Annotated in this window: 19 protein-coding genes; 3 read left to right on the forward strand and 16 right to left on the reverse strand. The window is 72.6% G+C overall.

Features of this window, described 5'->3' with window-relative positions; translation table 11 throughout:
- Positions 1 to 87: 87 nt before the first annotated feature.
- From ACLZOT_RS39730 to ACLZOT_RS39765, 8 genes are all read right to left on the reverse strand, one after another.
- Complete coding sequence (locus ACLZOT_RS39730) at positions 88 to 2,850, reverse strand: family 78 glycoside hydrolase catalytic domain (protein ID WP_416974047.1); 2,763 nt, start codon at positions 2,848 to 2,850, stop codon at positions 88 to 90.
- On the reverse strand, positions 2,847 to 4,139 hold the full coding sequence (locus tag ACLZOT_RS39735; RefSeq protein ID WP_416974048.1) for an MFS transporter: 1,293 nt from the start codon (positions 4,137 to 4,139) through the stop codon (positions 2,847 to 2,849). Before ACLZOT_RS39735 ends, ACLZOT_RS39730 begins: the two co-directional genes overlap by 4 nt.
- A 110-nt stretch (positions 4,140 to 4,249) precedes the next feature.
- Positions 4,250 to 5,284: a LacI family DNA-binding transcriptional regulator gene (locus tag ACLZOT_RS39740; RefSeq protein WP_416974141.1), complete on the reverse strand. Its 1,035-nt coding sequence runs from the start codon at positions 5,282 to 5,284 to the stop codon at positions 4,250 to 4,252.
- 68 nt (positions 5,285 to 5,352) lie between these two features.
- A complete protein-coding gene (locus ACLZOT_RS39745; protein WP_416974049.1) occupies positions 5,353 to 6,375 on the reverse strand; it encodes an ABC transporter permease in 1,023 nt (340 codons plus the stop codon).
- Positions 6,376 to 6,378: 3 nt separating this feature from the next.
- Entirely contained in the window at positions 6,379 to 7,899 is a 1,521-nt protein-coding gene (locus ACLZOT_RS39750) for a sugar ABC transporter ATP-binding protein (protein ID WP_416974050.1), read from the reverse strand.
- Between the two features lie 54 nt (positions 7,900 to 7,953).
- A complete protein-coding gene (locus tag ACLZOT_RS39755) occupies positions 7,954 to 8,997 on the reverse strand; it encodes a sugar ABC transporter substrate-binding protein (RefSeq protein ID WP_416974051.1) in 1,044 nt (347 codons plus the stop codon).
- A 166-nt stretch (positions 8,998 to 9,163) separates the two neighbouring features.
- A complete protein-coding gene (locus ACLZOT_RS39760) occupies positions 9,164 to 10,486 on the reverse strand; it encodes an amidohydrolase family protein (protein WP_416974052.1) in 1,323 nt (440 codons plus the stop codon).
- The gene (locus ACLZOT_RS39765) at positions 10,483 to 11,715 is read right to left on the reverse strand and encodes a CoA transferase (protein WP_416974053.1); all 1,233 of its coding nucleotides are present in this window, start codon (positions 11,713 to 11,715) and stop codon (positions 10,483 to 10,485) included. Before ACLZOT_RS39765 ends, ACLZOT_RS39760 begins: the two co-directional genes overlap by 4 nt.
- A 47-nt stretch (positions 11,716 to 11,762) precedes the next feature.
- Here ACLZOT_RS39765 and ACLZOT_RS39770 point away from each other — a divergent pair, with 47 nt between their 5' ends.
- On the forward strand, positions 11,763 to 12,818 hold the full coding sequence (locus ACLZOT_RS39770) for an enoyl-CoA hydratase/isomerase family protein (RefSeq protein WP_416974054.1): 1,056 nt from the start codon (positions 11,763 to 11,765) through the stop codon (positions 12,816 to 12,818).
- Here the strand turns inward: ACLZOT_RS39770 and ACLZOT_RS39775 are convergent.
- The 6 genes from ACLZOT_RS39775 to ACLZOT_RS39800 are packed head-to-tail and all read right to left on the reverse strand — an operon-like array spanning position 12,766 to position 18,335.
- Complete coding sequence (locus ACLZOT_RS39775; RefSeq protein ID WP_416974055.1) at positions 12,766 to 13,641, reverse strand: SDR family oxidoreductase; 876 nt, start codon at positions 13,639 to 13,641, stop codon at positions 12,766 to 12,768. The two genes, ACLZOT_RS39770 and ACLZOT_RS39775, sit on opposite strands and share 53 nt — an antisense overlap.
- Before the next feature lie 11 nt (positions 13,642 to 13,652).
- A complete protein-coding gene (locus tag ACLZOT_RS39780) occupies positions 13,653 to 14,585 on the reverse strand; it encodes an acyl-CoA dehydrogenase family protein (RefSeq protein ID WP_416974056.1) in 933 nt (310 codons plus the stop codon).
- 4 nt (positions 14,586 to 14,589) lie between these two features.
- Positions 14,590 to 15,714 (reverse strand): acyl-CoA dehydrogenase family protein, encoded by a 1,125-nt coding sequence (locus tag ACLZOT_RS39785; protein ID WP_416974057.1) that lies wholly within the window; start codon positions 15,712 to 15,714, stop codon positions 14,590 to 14,592.
- A complete protein-coding gene (locus ACLZOT_RS39790) occupies positions 15,714 to 16,451 on the reverse strand; it encodes an enoyl-CoA hydratase family protein (protein WP_416974058.1) in 738 nt (245 codons plus the stop codon). The genes ACLZOT_RS39785 and ACLZOT_RS39790 overlap by 1 nt, the downstream gene beginning before the upstream one ends.
- A gap of 10 nt (positions 16,452 to 16,461) precedes the next feature.
- Positions 16,462 to 17,538, reverse strand: coding sequence for an NAD(P)H-dependent flavin oxidoreductase (locus ACLZOT_RS39795; RefSeq protein WP_416974059.1), 1,077 nt, complete (start codon positions 17,536 to 17,538; stop codon positions 16,462 to 16,464).
- 14 nt (positions 17,539 to 17,552) lie between these two features.
- Positions 17,553 to 18,335 carry an SDR family oxidoreductase gene (locus tag ACLZOT_RS39800; protein ID WP_416974060.1) on the reverse strand — a complete coding sequence of 261 codons (783 nt, stop codon included), beginning with the start codon at positions 18,333 to 18,335 and terminating at the stop codon, positions 17,553 to 17,555.
- Positions 18,336 to 18,436: 101 nt separating this feature from the next.
- Here ACLZOT_RS39800 and ACLZOT_RS39805 point away from each other — a divergent pair, with 101 nt between their 5' ends.
- Together ACLZOT_RS39805 and ACLZOT_RS39810 are read left to right on the forward strand one after the other, a co-directional pair.
- On the forward strand, positions 18,437 to 19,294 hold the full coding sequence (locus ACLZOT_RS39805; protein ID WP_416974061.1) for a CoA transferase subunit A: 858 nt from the start codon (positions 18,437 to 18,439) through the stop codon (positions 19,292 to 19,294).
- Positions 19,291 to 20,034, forward strand: a complete 744-nt coding sequence (locus ACLZOT_RS39810; RefSeq protein WP_416974062.1) for a CoA-transferase subunit beta — start codon at positions 19,291 to 19,293, stop codon at positions 20,032 to 20,034. The genes ACLZOT_RS39805 and ACLZOT_RS39810 overlap by 4 nt, the downstream gene beginning before the upstream one ends.
- Here the strand turns inward: ACLZOT_RS39810 and ACLZOT_RS39815 are convergent.
- Both ACLZOT_RS39815 and ACLZOT_RS39820 read right to left on the reverse strand, forming a co-directional pair.
- Positions 20,024 to 20,656: a TetR/AcrR family transcriptional regulator gene (locus ACLZOT_RS39815; protein WP_416974063.1), complete on the reverse strand. Its 633-nt coding sequence runs from the start codon at positions 20,654 to 20,656 to the stop codon at positions 20,024 to 20,026. The genes ACLZOT_RS39810 and ACLZOT_RS39815 overlap by 11 nt on opposite strands.
- Before the next feature lie 76 nt (positions 20,657 to 20,732).
- Positions 20,733 to 21,479, reverse strand: a complete 747-nt coding sequence (locus ACLZOT_RS39820; RefSeq protein ID WP_416974064.1) for an SDR family oxidoreductase — start codon at positions 21,477 to 21,479, stop codon at positions 20,733 to 20,735.
- Positions 21,480 to 21,515: the final 36 nt, after the last annotated feature.

The following is a 21,515-nucleotide window of genomic DNA, read 5'->3' on the forward strand; positions in this document are numbered from 1 at the left end:
GTCGTCTCCCTCTCCTCGCACCCCCAAGGACCGTACGGAATCAGGTACTTGGGGGCGCCACGACACATCGGTGGGCGTCATTGTGCCTCACGTCGGAGGCAGCAGCGCGAGGGCCTCCTCCACCGCCGCGAGGATCTCCACGGGCGCCTTGTCCAGCGGCTCCCGCAGCGCGCGGCCGGTCCTCCAGCGGGTCGTCCGGCGGAACGCGTCGGCGCGGGACGCGTCGATCCCGCGGATCGCGTCGAGCACGGCCCGGTACGCCCTCGGGTCGTCGACGATCGTGGCCAGGCTGCTGCCGAGGCCGAGCGGGCGGCGGACGGAGACGGGGCGGGGATGCTCCTCGACCCACCGGTGGGTCCCGCTGCCGACCTCGTACCGCCGGCCGGAGGGAAGGTCCACCACGCCCCGTGTGTTCGGCGGGATCTCGGCGTGGAAGTGCACGCGGGTGCCCTCGCGGCGCCAGCCCGCGCGGGCCGGCCCGTACGGCGTCTCGTGCCAGGCCGACGCGTCGTCGAGGTCGTCGAGCAGGGTGGGGGAGACGTGGACGGCCCGGTAGCCCGGCTCCAGCGCGGCGAGTCCGGCGACCCGGCGGTGCAGCCAGTCGGCGACGCCGCCGAGGGCGTAGTGGTTGAACGACGTCATCTGCCCGGGGTTGACGGAGCCGTCGGGGAGCATCGAGTCCCAGCGTTCCCAGACCGTGGTCGCCCCCATGGTCACCGGATAGAGCCAGGAGGGGCACTCGGTCTGGGTGAGCAGCCGGGACGCCGCGTCCGTGTGCCCGGTGGAGGCGAGCGCCTCGCAGATGACCGGCGTCCCGACGAACCCGGTGGTGATGCGGTAACCGGCCGCCCGGACCAGCTCCCTGAGCCGGTCGCCCAGCGCCTGCCGCTGCCCGTCCCCCGCGAGGCCGAAGGCGAGGGCGAGGGCGTAGGCGGTGGGCGCGTCGGACATCATGCGCCCGCGCGGGGTGACGTACGCGTCGCGGAAGGCGTCAGCGACGCGCGCGGCCAGGTCGGTGTAGCGGCGGGCGTCGGTGTCCCGGCCGAGGAGGGCCGCCGCCTTCGCGGTCAGGGCCGCCGAGCGCTGGAAGTACGCGGTGGCGACGATCCCGGCGTCGGTCTTGGCGTCACCGGGGCGCTCCGGTGGCGCGTCGGGGTCGAGCCAGTCCCCGAACTGGAGCCCCTCCTCCCACAGCAGCGTGCTTCCCGCCCGGGCGTGCACGACGTCGACCCAGGCCGCCATGGCCTCGAAGCAGCGCCGCAGGACGTCACGGTCGGCGAAGCGTTCCCACAGGACGTCCGGTACGACCGTGATGGCGTCGCCCCACGCCGCCACCGGCTGGAAGAGGCCCGGCACCTGCGGGATCACGGCGGGCACGACCATCGGCACGACCCCGCCCGCCGCGGTCTGCTCCAGCGTCACGTCGTCCAGCCAGGACCGCAGGAACGCGTCGCAGTCGTACAGGAACGCGGCGGTCGGCGCGAAGACCTGGATGTCGCCGGTCCAGCCGAGGCGTTCGTCGCGCTGCGGGCAGTCGGTGGGCACGGAGAGGAAGTTGCCGCGCATGCCCCACACGACGTTGTCGTGGAAGCGCTGGAGCAGCGCGTGCGAGGTGGTGAATCCGCCGGTGCGCGGCATGTCGGTGTGCAGGACGGCCGCGGTCACGTCCTCGGCGGCGAACTCCCCGGGCCAGCCGTCGATTTCGACGTACCGGAAGCCGTGGAAGGTCCACCGGGGCTCCCACACCTCCGCACCGCCGCCCCGCAGGACGTACCGGTCGGTCGCGGCGGCGTTGCGCAGCGGCCGGGTCCCCAGCTCCCCGTCCTCCAGCACCTCCGCGTGCCGCAGCGTCACCGTGTGCCCGCGCTCGCCCCGCACCCGGATCCGGACCCGCCCGACGAGGTTCTGCCCGAAGTCCAGCACGGTCTTCCCGCCGGGCGTGGTGAGGACCCGCTCGACCGGCAGCCGCTCGACGACCCGTACCGGCGGCAGCGTACGAGGAGCCGGCGTCACATCGGGTACGGCGATCAGCTCGACCGCGCTCCACGCACCGGCGTCGACCTCCTCCCGGCGGGCGTCGTACGTCTCCCCCTGATAGAGGCTCGCGGACACCACCGGCCCCGGGGCCCAGCTCCAGCGCTCGTCGCTGACGACGGTCTCCACGGACCCGTCCTCGTACTCCAGCGTCACCTGGACGGCGGCGGCGGGTGCGCCCTCGTAGAAACGGCGCGCGGCGTCGCGGAAGCCGTACCGCTCCGTGTACCAGCCGCCGGTCAGGACGACGCCCAGGGTGTTGGCACCGGCGACGAGGTGCTCGGTGACGTCCGCGACGTCGAGGGACAGCCGCCACTGGTAGCTGGTCCAGCCCGGCTTGAGTTCGGCGTCGTCGACCGGTACGCCGTTGACGTGGACGTCGTAGGCGCCGAACGCGGTCGAGTGCAGCAGGGCACGCCGGACGGGACCCCGTACGGCGAACGTCCCGCGCAGCAGCTGGGGTTCCTCGGCGCCGGAGCCGACGAAACGGGCCCGCCAGCCGGACAGGAACCCGGCGGTGACCGGGGCGTCGGCGCTCCAGGCGGAGGCCGGGCCGTCGACGCCGTGGACCCGTACCCGTACGGTCGCCGATTCGCCGGCGGCGAGGGGCTCGAAGGGCCAGTCGACGAGGACGGAGTCCGGGCCGTCGAGGGTCACGGTGGACGTCACGCCGGCCCGGGTGACCGAGACGTCGGCGGCCCGCTGGGACCAGCCCGGCAGTCCGGTCGCGGTCTTCCAGGTCAGGGGCGGGCGCGGGTCCGGTACGAAGGTCTCGTCGGTGTAGCCGACGCGTACGGCCTGGACGCGGGGACTCATCGGGCCTCTCCCGTCACCGTGGCGGACAGCGGACGGGCGGCGGTGGCCGGCCGAGGGCGGCGCAGGATGAGCAGGCCGACGGCTCCCGAGACGAGCGCGAACAGGGCGAGCAGGGAGAACAGGCCCGACGGGCTCCAGTCGATCAGCGCCGGGGTGACCAGCGCGAACCCGGCCGCCGCGAAACGGGCGACGGCCATCGTGGCGCCCTGCACGGTGGCGCGCGCGTTGACCGGGAACGACTCCTGGGTCCACACCTTGTACAGCGCCTCGCCGATGAACGGGAACGCGAGGTTGTACAGGACCAGCGCGGCGATCATCGCGGGCAGGACCTGGCCGCCCGTCACCGCGATCAGCATCTGGCAGGCGGTGAACACCGCGACCCCGGCGGCGAAGAAGCGGCCGCGCCACCGCGTGTCCGCGATCCGCGTGAACACGATCGTGCCCGCGAGGCCGATGAGCGTCGTGAAGAAGGACAGCGCCGTCGCCGTGGTCTGGGAGGTGCCGCCGACCGTGACGAGGAAGTAGGTCTTGAAGGAGCCGAAGGTGTTCGCGACCAGGGTGAAGAACAGGTAGAACAGCGCGGTCGCGACGATCGTGCGGGCGAACTCCGGGCGGCGGAAGAGGGTGCGTACGGGCAGGGCCCGCGCCGGGTCGACGCCGTCGGCGGTGTGCCGGTGCGCCGCCTCGGACTCCAGGTCGCGGAACGCCGGGTAGAACGAGCGGAAGACGAAGGTCAGGACGGCGAGCACGGCGAGGACCGCGAAGATCAGGCGGATGCCGAGCACGTCCAGGCCGGACACGGCGAAGCCCAGCAGGGTGGTGGTGACCACGCCGGCGGTCCACATCACGTGCGTGAACGCGACCAGTCTGCCCTGGGCGCCCTCGGGGGCCCGCTCGGACAGGACGGCGATCGACGTCGGCAGGTCCGCCCCGGCGGCGACGCCGATCACGATGACTCCGGTGACCAGGACGGCGGCGTTGGGCGCGCACGCCACGGTCAGCGCGGCCGCCGCGTACAGCAGGATCGTCAGGGAGAAGACGCGGCCCCGGCCGACGAGGTCGGCGAGGCGGCCGCCGGTCAGCGCGCCGACGGCGATGAACAGGGTCAGGGACGAGCCCAGCACGCCGACGGTCCAGACGCTGAGGCCGAAGCTCTCCTTCCACAGGGCGAGGCCCAGGCCGACCGAGATGATCGCCCCCGAGTCGAGGAAGGACGCCATTCCGGCGGCCACGGCCAGCATCCAGTGCCGGCGGTCCAGCAGCGGTGACGTCGTCGTCGGGTCCGCCATGGGGCTCTCCGTTTCACGGTAATACGATTTACTAGTGACGCCGGTATGAGAGCACGGGGAGCCTCCTGTCGGTCAAGAGGTCGGCAAGTAAATTAGTGAATCGATTTACTTCATGTCTTCGCGGTGGAGGCGCGGACCACCAGCTCGGGCGTGAACTCGATCCGCTCCGCCACCCGCCCGGAGTCCTCCGCGCCCGGTGCGCGCAGCCCGGCGATCTCGTCGAGCAGCAGCTTCGCCGCCGCCTCGCCCAGGCGCGCGTGCGGAGTCCGTACGGACGTCAGGGGGACCACCGTCGACTGGGCGAACTCGATGTCGTCGTAGCCCACCACCGCGATGTCCTGCGGCACGCGGACCCGGCCGCCCGCCACGAAGGACTGGATGATGCCGATCGCGAGCAGGTCGTTGGCGCAGAACAGCGCGTCGGGCCGGTCGGCCGGGGCCCGCTCGGCGAGGCGCTCCGCGCAGGCGATACCCGCCTCCACGGTCCGCTCGGGGACCGGCACCAGCTCCAGGGCGGCCCCCGGGACGTCCTCGATCACCGACAGGGCGCCCCGCTGCCGGTCGGCGATCTGCTGGAGATCCGGGGACGAGGCGACGAACCCGATCCGCCGCCGGCCCAGCTCGACCAGGTGCCGGACCGCCAGGCGGGCGCCGGCCACATGGTCGGTGGACACGGACGCCTGCGCGGGCGAGACCGCGTGGCGGGCGCTCAGCACACTCGCGATACCCCGCCGCCGCAGCCGCGCGAGCTCGTCCTCCACCTCGCCGACCGGCGCGACGATGATCCCCGCGACCCGCTGCTGCTCGAACAGCCGCAGATACTCCCGCTCCCGCTGCCGCGAGCCCGCGTCGTTCGCCATCAGCAGGTACATGCCCTCGGCCGACACCCGCTGCTCGATCGCCGTCGCGATCTCCGGCGTCGTCGCGCTCGCCAGCTCGAACGCCAGATAGCCGACGACCGGACTCGTCCCGGTACGCAGCATCCGGGCCGCGTCGTTGGGCACGAACCCCAGCGTCTGCACGGCCTGCCGGATCCGTTCCCGGGTCGTGTCCGAGATCTTGTGGGGCTTGTGGAAGTAGTTCGAGACCGAGGACTGCGAGACCCGCGCGAGCTCGGCGACGTCCCGAATCGTGACCTTGTTCAGCGGTCCTCCCGGCGTCGGTGGTGTTCGTGCCGGTCATCGTAGTGCGGGCCGGTTCGCTCGCGTTCAGCTCACTCCTGCTTCTCCCCCGACGCGAAGCGCGACACGATCAGGGCGACGATGATGATGACGCCGTTGAGGAACTGGTTCCACAGGGGCGGGACCCCGGCCAACGTCATGACGTTGACGACGAGTTGGAGAGTCAGTACGCCCGTGAGGGCGCCGAAGACAGAGCCCTTGCCGCCGTTGAGGCTGACACCGCCGATGACGGTCGCGGCGAAGACCTGGAAGATCCAGCCGCTGCCCTGGGTCGCGGAGATGGACCCGTAGTGGCCGCTGTAGAGGATCCCGGCGAACGCGGCGAGCACGCTCCCGGCGATGAGGACGATCCAGACGATGCGGTCGACGCGGATACCGGCCGTACGGGCCGCCTCCTGGTTGCCGCCGATCGCGTACAGGGCCCGCCCGTGCCGCAGCCAGGCGAGCGCCCCGCCCCCGAGGGCGAACAGCACCCCGCACACCCAGACGGCGGCCGGCATCCCGAACCAAGACGTACGCCCGAGGTACGTGAACGACGGCGGCAGGTCCACGATCGACTGCCCGTCGGACAGGGCGACCTGAAGCCCGCGCAGCATGGTGAGCGCGCCGAGCGTGACGATGAACCCGTTGAGCCGCAGCTTCAGGATCAGGAACCCGTTCACGGCCCCGATCACCGCGCCCACCAGCAGGCACAGCGGGATCGCCGTCCAGCCCGGCAGCAGATCCACGCCGTTGAACCGCCCGCCGCTGCTCGGCAGGACCAGCCAGACCGCGATCACCGGAGCCACCCCGATCGTGGACTCCAGCGACAGGTCCATCCGCCCGCTGATCAGGATGAACGTCGTCGCCAGTACCAACAGGCTGAGTTCCGTGGACTGTTGGAGCACCCCGATCAGATTGTCGGAGGTGAGGAACGCGGGCGAGACGATGAACCCGATCAGCATCAGGACGAGGATCACCGGTACGAGCGACAGGTCCCGGAAGCGGCCCAGATCGAGCCGGGTGCGCCCGGACGCCTTCGCCCGAGGCGGCGTCACTTCGGTGGTCACGGACATGGTCTACCTCCCCACGGCGTCGGCGACGCCCTCGATGGCGGCGACCATCTCCTCGTCCCGCCACCCCGGCGCGAACTCGGCGACCACCCGCCCGTGGAACATGACGACGACCCGGTCGCACACCCGCAGATCGTCCAGCTCGTCGGAGACGATCAGCGCGGCCTTCCCGCCGTCGGCGATCCCCCGCACCGTCCCCAACAGGAACTCCTTGGACCGCACGTCGACCCCGTTCGTGGGCCGGATCGCGACCAGCACCTCGGGGTTCGTGGCCAGCGCCCGCGCGACGACCACCTTCTGCTGGTTCCCGCCGGACAACGCGGCGACCGGCGCCCGGGCCCCCGGCGTCTTGATGTCCAGCTCCCGGATGACCCGCTCCGCGAACTCCCGTGTCCGGGACGGCAGTACGGTCCCGAACGGCCCGAGCTGATCGGTCACCGTCAGCGTCGCGTTCTCGGCGACACTCCGCCCGGTGACCAGCCCCTGCGCATGCCGGTCCTCGGGCACCAGCCCGACCCCGGCCCCCAGCGCGGACGGCACACTCCCGGTCCGCACGACCCGCCCGCGTACGGCGACCTGCCCGCCCCGCGCCTTGTGGAGCCCCGCGATCGCCTCACCGACCTGCACGTTCCCGCTCGCGGCGGACCCGGCGAGCCCGACGACCTCACCGGACCGCACGGCCAGGGAGAGGTCCTCGCAGACCCCGGGGAGCGTGAGACCGGAGACGGTCAGCAACTCGGCGGAAGCCGTCGAGGCCCGCTTCCCGGGCGGCGCGACCGGCAGCTCCGCCGACTCGCCCGTCATCGCCTCCACCAGCTCCCGGTGCCCCAACTCGGCGACGGGCGCGGTCAGGACGTGCGTCGCGTCCCGGTAGACGGTGACCGTCGTGCACAGGTCGTACACCTCCTGGAGGTGATGCGAGATGAACAGGAACGCGACCCCCTGCTCCCGCAACTCCCGCAGTTTCGCGAACAGCCGGGCGATACCGCGCGCGTCGAGCTTCGCCGTCGGCTCGTCCAGGACGATGAACCGCGCCCCGAACGACAGGGCCCGCGCGATCTCCACGAACTGCCGCTGCTCGACGGTGAGTTCCTTCGCCTGGACCGCCGGGTCGACGTCGACCCCGTACTCGGTCAGCAGCTCCTGCGCCCGCTCCCGCAGCTGCCGCCACCGGATCGGGCGCAGCGCGCTGTCGCTCTGCCGGTTCAGGAAGAGGTTCTCGGCGACGGTCAGCTCGTCGAGGATCGTGGAGCGTTGGTACACGCAGGCGACCCGGGAACGCCACGCCGCGAGGTCGCCCGGCGCCGGCGCCGGGGCACCGGAGAAACGCAGGGCGCCCGCGTCCGCGCGCTGGATGCCGGTCAGCAGGGAGACCAGGGTCGACTTGCCCGCGCCGTTGCGGCCGACCAGGGCGTGGGCCTCGCCCGGGGCGACGGCGATGTGCGCGTCGCGCAGGGCGACCGTCGCGCCGAACCGTTTGGAGACGCCGATGGCCTCGGCCACCGGGGTGGGGCTGGTGTCGGTCATGCCGTTCCTTCGCGTCAGCTTCCCGCTTCTTCCCGCCTCTTTCCTCTGCTCGCCTCAGCCGATGCTGTTGCCCCACAGGGTCTTGTCGTCGACGTTCGCCTTGGTCACCAGCGGCGCCGGAAGCTGGTCCTCAAGTCCATTGGGGATCTTGATGATCGTGGAGCCGTGGTCGGTCGCCCCCGGCGCGAACGTCTTCCCCTCGGTCGCCGCCTTCGCGTAGTACAGCGCGTACTTGGCGTACAGGTCGGCGGGCTGGGAGACCGTCGCGTCGATCTGCCCCTTGCGGATCGCGTCGAACTCCTGCGGGATGCCGTCGTTGGAGACGATGCTGATGTGCCCCGGCTGCCCGGCCGGCTTCAGCAGCTTCTTCTGCTCCAGGAGCGCCAGCGTCGGCTGGAGGAAGACACCGCCGGCCTGCATGTAGATGCCGTTCAGGTCCGGGTGCTGGGCCAGCAGCGACTGGAGCTTCGCCGAGGCGACGTCGCCCTTCCAGTCCGTCGGCAGCTCGAACACCTGGATCTTGGGGAACTTGGCCTTCATGCACGCCGCGAACGCCTCCGAGCGGTCCCGCCCGTTGATGGAGTCCAACGCCCCCTGCAGCTCGGCGACCTTCCCCTGCCCGCCGAGCTGCTTGCCGAGGAACTCGCACGCCTTCGTGCCGTACGCCCGGTTGTCCGCGCGCACCACCATGTACACGTCGCCCTTGTCCGGGCGGGTGTCGACGCTCACCACCGGGATCTTCGCCGCCGACAGGCTGTCCAACGTGGAGGCGATCGCGCCCGTGTCCTGCGGCGCCATCACCACCGCCTTGGCGCCCGTGTTGCGGAACACCTGGACGTTCGCGACGAGTTTGGTCACGTCGTTCTGCGAATTGCTCAGCGGCAGCGCGTCGATGCCGTCCGCCTTGATGTCCTTCTTGAGGTACTGGGCGTAGGAATTCCAGAAGTCGGAGTCGGAGCGCGGGAGATCGATCCCGACGGGCGACTTCCCGCCCGACGAGGACGAGTCCGAGCTCTCGCGGTTGCAGGCGGTGGCGAGAGCGAGCACCGCGAGGACGGCGGTGGCGGCGGCGGTCGAGCGGATACGAGCGGGCGTCATTGCCGTGATCTCCCCTGAGCCGTGATTCCTCCGATGTATCTCGGAATGCCGAGGACGTTACGATGCCGTCGCCCGCAGTGACAAGACTCGCGTCGGCTTCAATTCGGCTAACGGACATGAACGTTTGGGGAGCGCCCGGACGGGTGATCACTCCTGGTGGATCTCGCTACACATCCGATGACTGTCCCGCGATGAACGTCCGCCGCACGAACTCCGCCGAAGGGCGGGCCAGCGCCTCCCCGAGCGGCACCCGCAGCAGCACGAGATCCGCCGCCCCGCCGGGCACCACCCCGGGCGTGCCCGCCAGATACCCGGCGAGCGCCTGCGCCCCCGTCACCCGCTCACCCGCCCCGACGACCCTCCCGTCCGGCGCCCGCCGCTCCATCGCCGCCCGCATCACCGCCCACGGGTCCACCGGCCCGTACGGCGCATCGCTCGACAACGCGACCGGTACCCCGGCCCGCAGCAACGACCCGTGCCGGTAAAGGCAGTTGTACTGACCGGCAGGCGTACCGTCGAGGAACACGTCCCCCCGGTCCACGAGAAAACCGGGCTGAGTCACGACCCGCAACCCCAGACTCCGTACGACACCGAGGGCGCCCTCCGGGACCAGCGCCGCGTGTTCGAGCCGGTCGCCGGGGAGGGGGCCGGCCTGCTGGAGGGCGGCGAGGAGCAGGGCCAGGGAGACGTCGGTGACGGTGTGGACGGCGACCGGGCGGGCCTTGCCGTGAGCCTCCGCGATCTCGGCGACCAGATCGGGGAGTTCGGGCAGCGCGGAGTCGGGGAGGACTATTTTCCACGGCAGTCGAGGCGTCGACCCCGGCGCACCGAGCATGACCAGCCGCTGCGGCAGCCGCCCGCTCGCCCTCTCCTCCTCCAGCGCGGCGACAGCACCGGGCGACAGGCGCGGCGTCGCGTCCGTGACGGCCGTGATCCCGTACCCGGCGAGCCGCCGCCCGACCTCCGCCAACGACGGCACGGGCTCCGCCGGAAGCCGCCCCCGCAGCCAGTCGTCCGCCCGCCACAGCCGCCCGGTAGGACGCCCGCCGGCGTCACGCTCGACCCCCGGATGATCCGCCCGATCGAGCCCGACAGCCGTGCAGGCAAGGGAGTTGAGCATCCACAGGGCCCCGCTGCGATGCTGCACACGGACAGGTACGTCGGCCCGCAGCGCGTCCAGCGCCACGGCGTCCAGCTCCCCGCCGAACCGCACCCCCCTGACCCACCCGTGCCGATCGGGCACCGCCTTCCGCAGCGCCTCCCCGATCCCCCGGGCGCAGTCCACCGAGGCGAAGGACGCGGCCAGCGCGAACAGGTGGAGATGATGGTCCGTCAACCCGGGCATCAGCGCCCCGCCTTGAGCCTCGACGACCTCCTCGCCGGGTTCCCGCGACAGCCGCGCGGCGACGTCCACGACGATCCCCTTCCCGACCCGTACGTCGGACCGCCGGCCGTCGACCTCGGCGTCCCGGATGAGCAGCCCGGTCACGGGGCGTCGATCCCCAACTCGCCCAGCACCCGCGCGGTATCGGCTCCACCGGCCGCAGCGGCTCGCGTCGGCCGGCGTGGGTGCGGTGGGCGGAGCGGGTGGGTCGTGGAACCGCAGTCAACCGCCCAACTGCCGTTGCTGCGAACGATGTTCGGCACCTCGCCCGGCGCGGAGAGGGACGTGGAGACCGCGTCCCCGCCCGGTGTGGAGAGGCATGTGGACACCACGTCCCCCATCGCCACGTCCCAGACCACGCCCCGCGCCTCCGACAGCACCAGCGCCGCCGCCAGCAACCCCGTCAGCGGGTCGGCGATCGCGTCCCCCACGAACACCGGCGCTCCCGACCCGTCGGCCGCCACCAGCCCCCGCCCGGCCGCCACGTCGTCCCCGAACCCCACCCGCCCCGACCCTCGCCCGTACGCCGTGATCGACACCCATACGCAGCCCCGCGCCGCCTCGGCCGCCGCGTCCAGCCCGAACCCCTCCAGCGCGCGGGGCCGGGACGCCTCGATCACCACGTCGGCGCGGGCCACCAACTCCCGTAGCGCGGCGCGTCCTTGCGGGGCGGCGGGGTCCAGGACGACCGACTCGTGGCCGGCGTGCAGCAGGTCGTAGAAGGCGGGGTCGCCGAAGCGGGCGCCGTCCGGGCGGGACGGGGTCTCGACCTTGACCACCCGGGCGCCGGACAAGCCCAGGAGGTGCGCGCAGAGGGGGCCCGCCCAGAGGGCGCTGAAGTCGACGACGAGGAGATCGGTGGCCGGGTGGGGGCGGCCGGGGAGAGGGCAGGCGCGGTCGGGGCGGGGGGTGACCGATCCGCCTGCCACGCCGAGGAGTTCGGCACGTTCGTCGAGTTCCGTTCCGTCGTGCGCGGCGAGCCAGGCCGCCAACTCCGGGTGCCCGAAGTCCCGTTCGATCAGCGCGCCCCACAGCAAGGGGTCGTCCGGCCTCGCGACGGACACGGCGGCCCAGCCGTCCCGTGTCGGCAGGAGGCGGCAACTCCCGCCCACCGAAAGGCGGCCACGCCGGCCCCGGCCGGACAGCGCGGCCCGCTCGGCGAGGAGCCGGGCGCCGTCCAGGCGGGGGCCGCCGGCGGCGGCGATGTGGTCGGTGAGGCGGGACGCGAACGTGGCGGCTCCACCCGGCGGCAGCAGAGGCGGGCCGTCGGCGTGACCGGTCAGCAGGGGCACACCGCTGCGCGCCCAGTCCTCGGCTTCCGACCGGTCGATCATGTCCGGATGCTAGACCCGACCGGGGTGCGGCGACCACAGTGAACACCGTGATCTCTGTTGCCGACCTCGCGGCGGGCGCCGCCGACTTCGACCTCCTCGACGAGGACGGGCGCCCCCGTCGGCCCCTGCTGGTCGTGGACCTGGACCGTCCGGCGACACAGGCGGAGGTGCGGGAGGCCGGACGCCGGGCGCGGGACGGGGAACGGCTGCTGGTCGGCCGTGGCGCGCGGGCCGGGCACGCGTTGTCGGAGGCGCTGGACCTCACCGTCGTACGTGCGGGGGACGGGCAGCGCGACGCCGTCGTGGTCGATGATCCGCAGGCGGAGGCGGAGGTGCTGCGTGAACGGGTCGGCGTGCAGCCGCAGGCCGCTCTGACACTCCGTCAACTCCTGCGGATGGACCTGCCGGTGCGGCAGGCGCTGGAGGCGGAGTCCCTCGCGTACTCCACGCTGCTCGGGGGGTCGGGCTTCCGGACCTGGCGGGAGAGCAGGGCGGCACGCGTGGTCCCGCTCGCCGAGGAACCGGTACTGGTGGACCGCGAGGGCGGTGTCCTGCGCATCACCCTCAACCATCCCGCCCGCCGCAACGCCCACAGCGCGCAACTGCGGGACGCCCTGACCGCCGCCGTGGAGCTGGCGGTTCGGGATCTCACCATCCGCGAAGTGCTCCTCGACGCGAACGGGCCCGGGTTCAGTTCGGGCGGAGACCTGGACGAGTTCGGCACCGCCACCGACCTGGCCACGGCCCACCTGATCCGCGTCAGCGCGGGCGCCGCGCGCCGACTGCACACCGTCCGGGACCGGTTGACGGCTCGCCTGCACGGTCACTGCATCGGCGCCGGCATCGAGCTGCCGGCCTTCGCGGGACGGGTGCTCGCGGCCCCCGGCACGCGCGTCCGGCTCCCGGAACTCGACATGGGCCTGATTCCCGGCGCCGGCGGGACCGTGAGCATTCCACGCCGGATCGGGCGGCACCGGACGCTGTATCTGGCGCTGTCCGGGCGGGAGCTGGACGCCGGTACGGCCCTGGAGTGGGGGTTGGTGGACGAGGTCACGCCCCGTACACCGGCGCCGGATCCGGCGCCCGCGTCAGCAACTCCCTGACCGCCGGGCCCACTTCACCCGGAACCCAGCGCCGGTCCCGCTCCACCCGGGGACCGTGCTGCCAGCCGTCCGCGACGCTGAGCACCCCGCCCTCGACCTCGAAGACACGGCCCGTCACCTCGCCCGACCCGGCGGACGCCAGCCACACCACGAGCGGTGACACATTGCCCGGGTGCATCGCGTCGAACCCCGTCTCCGGCGCCCGCATGCGCTCCGCGAACACCGGGACGGCCTCGGTCATCGGGGTCCGGGCGGACGGGGCGACAGCGTTCACCGTCACGCCGTACCGGGCGAGTTCGGCCGCCGCGACGACGGTGAGCGCGGTGATGCCGGCCTTCGCGGCGGCGTAGTTGCCCTGGCCCACGCTGCCCAACAACCCCGCCCCTGATGAGGTGTTGACGATGCGGGCGGCGATCGGGTGGCCGCTCTTCGCCTGGTCCCGCCAGTAGGCGGCGGCGTGGCGGAGAGGGGCCGCGTGGCCCTTGAGGTCCACCCGCAGGACGGTGTCCCAGTCGGCCTCCGTCATCGAGACCAGCATGCGGTCCCGGTTGACGCCCGCGTTGTTGACGAGCGCGTGCAGCGCCCCGAACTCCTCGACGGCCCGGCGGATCAGGGCCTCGGCGTACGCCCAGTCACTGACGTCCCCGAGGTCGGCGACCGCCGTGCCGCCGTTCGCGGTGATCTCCTCGGCGACGGACTTCGCCGCCGCGCCGAGGTCGTTGACGACGACGGCGGCACCCTCGGCGGCGAGCGCGAGGGCGTGCTCACGGCCGAGGCCCTGGCCCGCTCCGGTGACGACGGCCACCCGGTCCTGACAGATCACGACACGACTCCTCAGCTCTCCGAGAGGCCCAACCGCCCGGCGATCAGGGCCCGATGCTCCGCCGGGCCACCCCAGTCCGCCGCCAGGGCCCAGGCCCGCTTGGCGTACCGGTGCAGCTCGTACTCCGTGGTGTAACCGATCGCCCCGTGGCACTGGATCGCCGCCCGCGCGGCCCTGCGCGCCGCCTCCGACGCGAGGACCTTCGCCGCCGACGTCCGGACCTGCGCGTCCCTCTCCCCGGCCGCCTGCGCCCACCCGGCCGCGAGCACCGACGCCCGCGCGAACCGCAGCGCCACCACCACCTCGGCCAACGCGTGCTTCACCGCCTGGAACGACCCGACCGGCACCCCGAACTGCTGCCGCTCCCGCACATAGCCGACGGTCAGCTCGACCATCCGCGTCCCGAGTCCCACGAGGAGCCCGGAGGTCGCCAACACCCCCCGCTGCCGGGCCACTTCGATCTCGGCGGGGTCGTCGGTGAGGGGCACCCCGCCCCGCGCGGGGTGAGTGACGCGCGCCAACTGCCGGGTCGGGTCCACTGATTCGACGGGCTCGATGCCCAACGCGTCTCGCGGGAACAGGAGCAGCCGACCGGCGTCCTCGACGACGACGAGATCCGCGCGGGCCGCGAACGGGACCGGCGCGTTCTCACCGAAGGACACGGTCAGCAGCGCCGAACCGGCCAACACGTCGGCCAGCACCGGGAGTCCGGCGAGCAGCGGGGCGCCGACCGCGATCGTCTCGGCGGCCGGAACGGGCACCCCGCTGTGCCCGAGCGTCTCCATCAGCGGCGGCAGACAGTTCTCGTCGAGCCCCGCCTCCCCGGGCACGAGCGCCCCCAGCACCCCCACCTCGGCGAGCATCCGCCACACGTCGGGCTTGGCCAGCACCCCGCCGGCCGCCTCGGCGAGCGCCGCGTCCACCTCGGCCACGGAGAAACGCATCCGCTCACCTCCTGGGCAGCCCGAGCAGCCGCTCGGCGACGATGTTGCGCTGGATCTCGTTCGTGCCGGCGTAGATCGGCCCGGCGAGCGAGAAGAGGAAACCCTTGCTCCACGGCCCCGCCAACTCGGCCTCGGGGCCCAGGAGTTCGGCGGCCGTCTCGTGCAGGCGCACATCCAGCTCGGACCAGAACAGCTTGTTGAGACTCGCCTCGGCGCCGGTCTCACGGCCGTCCACGATCGCGGTGACCTGCTCCAGGGTGAACCACTGGTACGCCTGCGCGTCGATCCACGCCCGCACGACGTCGTCCCGGTGCGCCCCCGCGCCCACCGTGCGGGCCAGCTCCACCAGCCGGTCGGCGGTGTGCAGGAAACGGCCGGGGGAGCGCAGGGTGAGGCCGCGTTCGGAGCCGGTGGTGGCCATGGCGACCGTCCAGCCCCGGCCGGCCTCGCCGAGGACATCGGAGTCCGGTACGAAGACGTCGTCGAGGAAGACGTCCGCGAACCCCTCGTCCCCGTCGAGGCGTTGGAAGCCCCGGACCGTGACGCCGGGGGCGTCGAGCGGGACCAGGAAGTAGGTGAGGCCGTGATGCCGGGCGGCGTCGGGGTCGGTGCGGAACAGGCCGAAGAGGTGGGTGCAGAAGGCGCCGCGCGTCGTCCACGTCTTGTGACCGGTCAGGCGCCAGCCCCCGTCGGTCCGGACCGCACGGCTGCGGATCGCCGCCAGGTCGCTGCCCGCCTCCGGCTCCGACCAGCCCTGCGCCCACAGATCCTCGGCCGCCGCCATCCGGGGCAGGAGCCGGGCCCGCTGCTCGGGGGTGCCGTACCGGAAGAGCGTCGGCGCCAGCAGGAAGATGCCGTTCTGGGTGACCCGGGCCGGAGCCCCTGCCCGGTGGTACTCCTCCTCGAAGATCAGCCACTCCCACAGCGACGCCCCGCGCCCGCCGAACTCCTCGGGCCACGAGACGACCGACCAGCGGGCCGCGAACAGCTCACGCTCCCAGGCGAGATGGGCGATGAAACCCTCGCGGGTGTCACCGGACGGGAGCGGTCGCGGCGGCACGTGCGCGGCCAGCCAGTCGCGGGCCTCCCGGCGGAACGCCTGCTCGGCGGGGCTCCAGGTCAGATCCATCAGCCCTCCAGCCCGAACCGCTCCTGCCGGGTCACGCCCGACAGGTTCATCTCGTACGTGAACCCCTGCTCGAAGCGGTAACTCCGCTTCACGTCCCACAGATCGATCCCGTTGAACGCCTCCTTCGCCGCCCGGATCACCGCCGGATGCTTCCCGGCGATCTCGGCGGCCACCTCCAACGCCCGCGCCCGCAACGCGGGTTCGGGCACGACGTCCAACACCGAGCCGTACGCGTGGAGTTCGGCGGCCGTGGCGGTCGCGCACGTGTACATCATCGCCCGCGCCCGATGCGCCGGCACGAGCCGCGAGAGGTGCGTGCCCGCGCCCAGCGCTCCCCGGTCCACCTCGGGCAGCCCGAAGTAGGCGCTCTCGGCGGCGACCACGATGTCCGCGTTGCCGGCCAGCCCGACCCCGCCGCCCAGACAGAACCCGTGCACGGCGGCGACGACGGGCACCGCGCAGTCGTACACGGCGGCGAACGCGGCGAAGCAGCTCCGGTTCACCTCGACGATCGCCTCCTCGGCCCGCAACTCCTTGATGTCCACACCGGCGTTGAAGCCCCGCCCCGCCGAGCGCAGCACCACCACCCGTACGGCGGGATCGCGGCCGAGGCCCGTCACCGTGTCCGCGAGGGCGTACCAGCCCGCCACCGGAAGGGCGTTGACCGGCGGCCGGTCGACGACGACCTCGGCGACGCCCCGCTCGTCGACGGTGGCCGTGATGAACTCGGCACCCATAGCTGTCCCTTCAGGTGACAGGCCGCGTATCGCTGGAGAACTCCGTGAGCCGCGCGAGGGCCGCCTCCGCCTCGGCGACCATCCGCTCGATCAGCTCCTGACAGCTCGGCAGGTCCTCGATCACTCCGGCGACCTGCCCCGACGCGAGCGTCCCGAGGTCCGTCCGGCCCTCGACCATCGACGCCCGCAGCATCATCGGCGTGTTCGCGGCCATCAGGACCTGCGACCACCCGAGGCCGTGACCGCGCCGCATGGCGAGCCCCTCACGGACCATGTCCGGCCACGGGATGCCCGAACTCCGGTGAAACGCCGAGGCGTTGCGCACCGACCTCCAGGCGCGTCCCCAGGCCCGCTCCCGCAGCAGCCGTTCGGCCAGCTCCGTGCGCAGCACCCGCTGCGGAACCCCGTCGAGGACCCGTGTCACGACCGTCCCGTCCACGCCCCGCCGCAGATACTCGGCCTTCACCGCGTCCGGCACCGTGCTGTCCCTGGTCAGCAGGAACCGCGTCCCCATCGCGACCCCCACCGCCCCCATCGCGAGCGCCGCCACCAGCCCCCGCCCGTCCCGGAACCCGCCCGCCGCGATCACCGGCACGTCCACCGCGTCCACGACCTGCGGCACCAGGATCGACGTCGGCACGCCCCCGGTGTGCCCGCCCCCCTCACCGCCCTGCACGACCACGGCGTCCACCCCCCAGGCCGCCACCTTCTCCGCGTGCCGCCGCGCCCCCACCGACGGTACGACGACGAGCCCGCCCTCCTTGAGCCGCCGGATCACCCGCTCCTGCGGCGCCAGCGCGAACGACGCGACCCGCACCCCCTCCCGCACCAGCAACTCCCCGCGCTCCAGCACGTCCGGCGCGTCCCCGCGCAGGTTCACCCCGAACGGCGCGTCGGTCCGCTCCCGCACCGCCCGGATCGCGTCCCGCGTTTCCGCCAGCGAGAGCGTCGCGCCCGCGAGGATCCCGAGCCCCCCGGCCGCCGCCGTGGCCGCCGTCAGCTCGGGCCCGCTGACATACCCCATCCCGGTCTGCACGATCGGATACCGCACCCCGACCAGCTCGCACAGCGGCGTACGAAGTCCCACAACAGGCCCTCCCCTCACGCGTGTTGACTGCTGACGGAGACGACCTCACCGGTCAGGTACGAGGCGTAGCCGCTCGCGAGGAACACCACCACGTTGGCCACCTCCCAGGGCTGAGCCGCCCGCCCGAACGCCTCCCGGTCCGTCAACCGCTCCAGCACCTCGGCGCTGGTGACCTTCTCCAGGAACGGGTGCAGCGCGAGACTCGGCGACACCGCGTTCACCCGGATCCCGTGCCCCGCGAGGTCCAGCGCCGCGCACCGCGTCAGCGCCATCACCCCGGCCTTCGCGGCCGCGTAGTGCGCCTGCCCCTCCTGCGCCCGCCACCCCACCACCGACGCGTTGTTGACGATCACCCCGCGCCGCCCGCCGCGCACCATCCGCCGCCCGGCCGCCCGCACGCACCGGAACGTCCCGGTGAGCGTCACGTCCAGCACCCGCGCCCACGCGCCGTCGTCCATCTCCAGCACCGAACACGTCCCGCCGAGACCCGCGTTGTTGACCATCACATCGACACCGCCGAACACGTCGGCGGCATCGAGGAGTCGCTCGACCTGTTCTTCGACCGTCACATCGCATACGGCGGTCGCGACCCGGTCCGCGCCGAACTCCTTCGCCAGCGCCTCGTGCGCCTCGGTCAGCCGCCGCTCGTGGACGTCGCCCAACACCACGGCGCGCGCGCCCTCTTCGAGACACCGCCGTACGACCGCAGACCCGATCCCCGCGCCGGCGGCGGCCGTGACGACCACCGTCTTCTGTGCGAGGAGCCCATGACCGGGCACGTATTCGGGAAGGTCCATGAGCCCCCCTGCTTGTCCGGAGCCGGAACGGCGATTTACCGTAACCCACCAAGCGTTTGTTTGGTAGGACACGGTCGACGCCGAACCCCGAGAGGGTCAACATGGCTGACAAGACAGTGCGGTTGGAGGAGTTCGCCGGAGTCGTCGAGTCCGGCATGACGATCGGCATCGGCGGCTGGGGCTCCCGCCGCAAACCCATGGCGCTGGTCCGGGAGATCCTGCGCGGCGACGCCCGGGACCTGACCGTCGTCACCTTCGGCGGCCCCGACGCCGGACTGCTCTGCGCGGCGGGCAGAGTCCGCAGACTCGTCTACGGATTCGTCTCGTTGGACTCCATCGCCCTCGACCCCCACTTCCGCGCCGCCCGCGAACGCGGCGAGATCGAGACCGCCGAGTACGACGAGGGCATGGTCGTCACCGGCCTGCGCGCGGCGGCGAGCCGGCTGTCGTTCCTGCCGACCCGGGCCGGACTCGGCTCCGACGTCCTGGCCATGAACCCGGACCTCAGAACCGTCGACTCCCCCTACACGGGCGAGGAGTACGTCGCGATGAAGGCGCTCCCGCTGGACCTCGCCCTGATCCACATGAACCGCGCAGACCCCGCCGGGAACGCCCAGTACCTGGGCCCCGACCCGTACTTCGACGACCTCTTCGCCCGCGCCGCCGACCGCTGCTACGTCAGCGCCGAACGCGTCGTCCCCGACCTGCTCGCCGAAGGCACCGCCCAGACCCTGCTGCTCAGCCGCATCTTCGTGACCGGCGTGATCGAGACGCCGAACGGCGCGCACTTCACGTCCTGTGTGCCGGACCACCCGCGCGACGAGGCGTTCCAGGCCCACTACGCGGCCTCCGCCAAGGACCCCGGCGCCTGGGAGCTGTTCCGCAAACGGTTCCTGGACGGCGACGAACACGCCTACCAGCAGGCCGTCACCGACTTCCACACCGAGGAGGCGCGATGATCACCCGCGCGGAAGTGTGCGCCGCCGCCTGCGCCGACACCTGGCAGGGCGCCGGTGAGATCCTCGCGCACGCCGTCGGCCTGATCCCGATGATCGGCGCCCGGCTGGCCCGCCGCACCACCAGCCCCGAACTGGTCCTCTCCGACGGCGAGGCGTACTGCATGAGCGAACCCCCGCCCCTCGGAGGCACGGCCGCCGACGGGGGAGTGGTCGAGGGCTGGGTGCCGTTCGGCCGGATCTTCGACCTCGTGGAGAGCGGACGCCGGCAGAGCATGATGGGCGCGAGCCAGATCGACCGCTACGGCAACCAGAACATCTCCGCCGTCGGCAACTGGCGCAAACCCGCACGCCAGTTGATCGGCGTACGCGGCGCACCCGGCAACACCGCCAACCACCGCACCGACTACTGGGTGCCCCGGCACTCCCCGAAGGTGTTCGTGGAGAAGGTCGATGTCGTCTGCGGCGTCGGCAACGACCGCGCGGAGAAGCTGACGTTCCATCACCTCGGCGTCGTCGTCACCGACTTGGCCGTCCTCGACTACGGCGACGACGGACAGCTGCGCATCCGCTCCGTGCACCCCGGCGTCACCGTCGACGACGTCCGCGCCCGCACCGGGTTCGCGCTCGACGCGACCGGCGTCACCGAGACCCGGCTCCCCGGCCCGGCCGAACTGCGCCTGATCCGCGAGGAGATCGACCCCCGGGGCCTGCGCAGCCGGGAGGTCCCCGTCACTCCGTGACCAGACCCCCGTACAGGATCCTCAAGTACTGCTCGGACACCGCCTCGTGGCGGAACTTGCCGCGCGGGCGGTACCAGCGCACCGAGCACCACACCGTGTCGCGGATGAAACGGTAGGTGAGGCGGGCGTCGACGTCCGCGCGGAACGCCCCGGACTCCTGGCCGGCGGTGATGGCCCGCAGCCAGATCTTCTCGATCTTGCGGCCCCACTGCTCGACGTACGCGAACCGGGGCAGGCCGGTCAGGGCGGCGGACTCGTTCTGGTAGAGGGCGACCGCCGCCGGTGTCTCGTGTATGACGGCGAAGGAGTGCTGGACGAGCTGGTCCAGGACCCGGCGCGGGTCCTGCTCCGCCTTCTCGATCGCCGCGAAACGCTCCAGCAGGCGGCCGAGGAAGTCGCGGAGGATCTCGTCGAGCATCTCCTCCTTCGACGCGAAGTGGTGGTACAGGCTGCCCGAGAGGATGCCCGCCTCGTCGGCGATGTCCCGGACCGTGGTCTGGGTGTAGCCGCGCGAGGCGAACAACGCGGCGGCGATCCCCAGGAGTTCGGCCCGGCGGTCCGAACCGGCCCTGGGGGAGCCCCCGTTGTCTGCCGCCGTGCGGACGGGGCGTCTCACCGCCATGTCGTCGTTCCTTCCCGCCTCGCCCGGTACAGCGCTCTTGTCCCGGGGGCGCTCAGCATAGCGATCAAGGCTCGCGTCACGCGTTCGGCGTGTGCCGCAGGAACCCCGGCCACTCGCCGCCGCCGTCCACGTTCAGCACCGCCCCCGTCACATGCGCGGCCAGCGGAGACGCCAGCAGCACACACGCGCCCCCGACATCCTCCGGGCGCGCGAACACGCCCCGGGGGATCGTCGCCGCGACCCGCGCGACCTGCTCCGCGTCGCCGTAGTGGTCCATCGACCCCGGCGTCTCCACCAGCCCGCAACTCACCGCGTTCACCCGGACCTTGGGCGCCCACTCCACCGCCAGCGACGCCGTCAGGCTCTCCAGCGCCGCCTTCGCCGCCCCGTAGACGGCCGTCCCCGGACTCACCCGGCGCGCACTGATCGAGGTCACGTTCAGGACGACCCCGCCGTCCGCCATCACCGGGAACACCGCCCGGCACACATAGACCGGCGCCAGGAAGTTCAGCTCGGTCACCTTGCGGTGGAAGCCGGGGGAGGCGCCCGCGAAATCGGCGTACGGGGCGCCGCCCGCGTTGTTGACGGCGACGTCCACCCGGCCGTGACGCCGGGCCACGTCCTCGATCCACCGCTCGACCTGGTCCGGGTCGCGGACGTCCAACCGGCTGAAGTGCGCCGGGAGTTCGGGCGGCTCGCTGCGGGCGCACACCTCGACGTGCGCGCCCGCCTTCAGGAACATCTCCGCGATCCCCGCCCCGACCCCGCGCGTGCCTCCGGTGACCAGGACGACCTTTCCCGACATGTCCAACTGGAGGGCCATGCCGACACAGTAGCCATGCCGACCAAGCAAACGCTA

This window comes from Streptomyces sp. 4F14 (assembly GCF_048159485.1).
Classification (GTDB): domain Bacteria; phylum Actinomycetota; class Actinomycetes; order Streptomycetales; family Streptomycetaceae; genus Streptomyces.

Bases quoted from the DNA above. Each gene is read 5' to 3' on its own strand.
- ACLZOT_RS39730 (WP_416974047.1), bottom strand. From the start codon at position 2,850: ATGAGTCCCCGCGTCCAGGCCGTACGCGTCGGCTACACCGACGAGACC.
- ACLZOT_RS39735 (WP_416974048.1), bottom strand. From the start codon at position 4,139: ATGGCGGACCCGACGACGACGTCACCGCTGCTGGACCGCCGGCACTGG.
- ACLZOT_RS39745 (WP_416974049.1), bottom strand. From the start codon at position 6,375: ATGTCCGTGACCACCGAAGTGACGCCGCCTCGGGCGAAGGCGTCCGGG.
- ACLZOT_RS39750 (WP_416974050.1), bottom strand. From the start codon at position 7,899: ATGACCGACACCAGCCCCACCCCGGTGGCCGAGGCCATCGGCGTCTCC.
- ACLZOT_RS39755 (WP_416974051.1), bottom strand. From the start codon at position 8,997: ATGACGCCCGCTCGTATCCGCTCGACCGCCGCCGCCACCGCCGTCCTC.
- ACLZOT_RS39765 (WP_416974053.1), bottom strand. From the start codon at position 11,715: ATGATCGACCGGTCGGAAGCCGAGGACTGGGCGCGCAGCGGTGTGCCC.
- ACLZOT_RS39780 (WP_416974056.1), bottom strand. From the start codon at position 14,585: ATGCGTTTCTCCGTGGCCGAGGTGGACGCGGCGCTCGCCGAGGCGGCC.
- ACLZOT_RS39785 (WP_416974057.1), bottom strand. From the start codon at position 15,714: ATGGATCTGACCTGGAGCCCCGCCGAGCAGGCGTTCCGCCGGGAGGCC.
- ACLZOT_RS39790 (WP_416974058.1), bottom strand. From the start codon at position 16,451: ATGGGTGCCGAGTTCATCACGGCCACCGTCGACGAGCGGGGCGTCGCC.
- ACLZOT_RS39800 (WP_416974060.1), bottom strand. From the start codon at position 18,335: ATGGACCTTCCCGAATACGTGCCCGGTCATGGGCTCCTCGCACAGAAG.
- ACLZOT_RS39805 (WP_416974061.1), top strand. From the start codon at position 18,437: ATGGCTGACAAGACAGTGCGGTTGGAGGAGTTCGCCGGAGTCGTCGAG.
- ACLZOT_RS39810 (WP_416974062.1), top strand. From the start codon at position 19,291: ATGATCACCCGCGCGGAAGTGTGCGCCGCCGCCTGCGCCGACACCTGG.
- ACLZOT_RS39815 (WP_416974063.1), bottom strand. From the start codon at position 20,656: ATGGCGGTGAGACGCCCCGTCCGCACGGCGGCAGACAACGGGGGCTCC.
- ACLZOT_RS39820 (WP_416974064.1), bottom strand. From the start codon at position 21,479: ATGGCCCTCCAGTTGGACATGTCGGGAAAGGTCGTCCTGGTCACCGGA.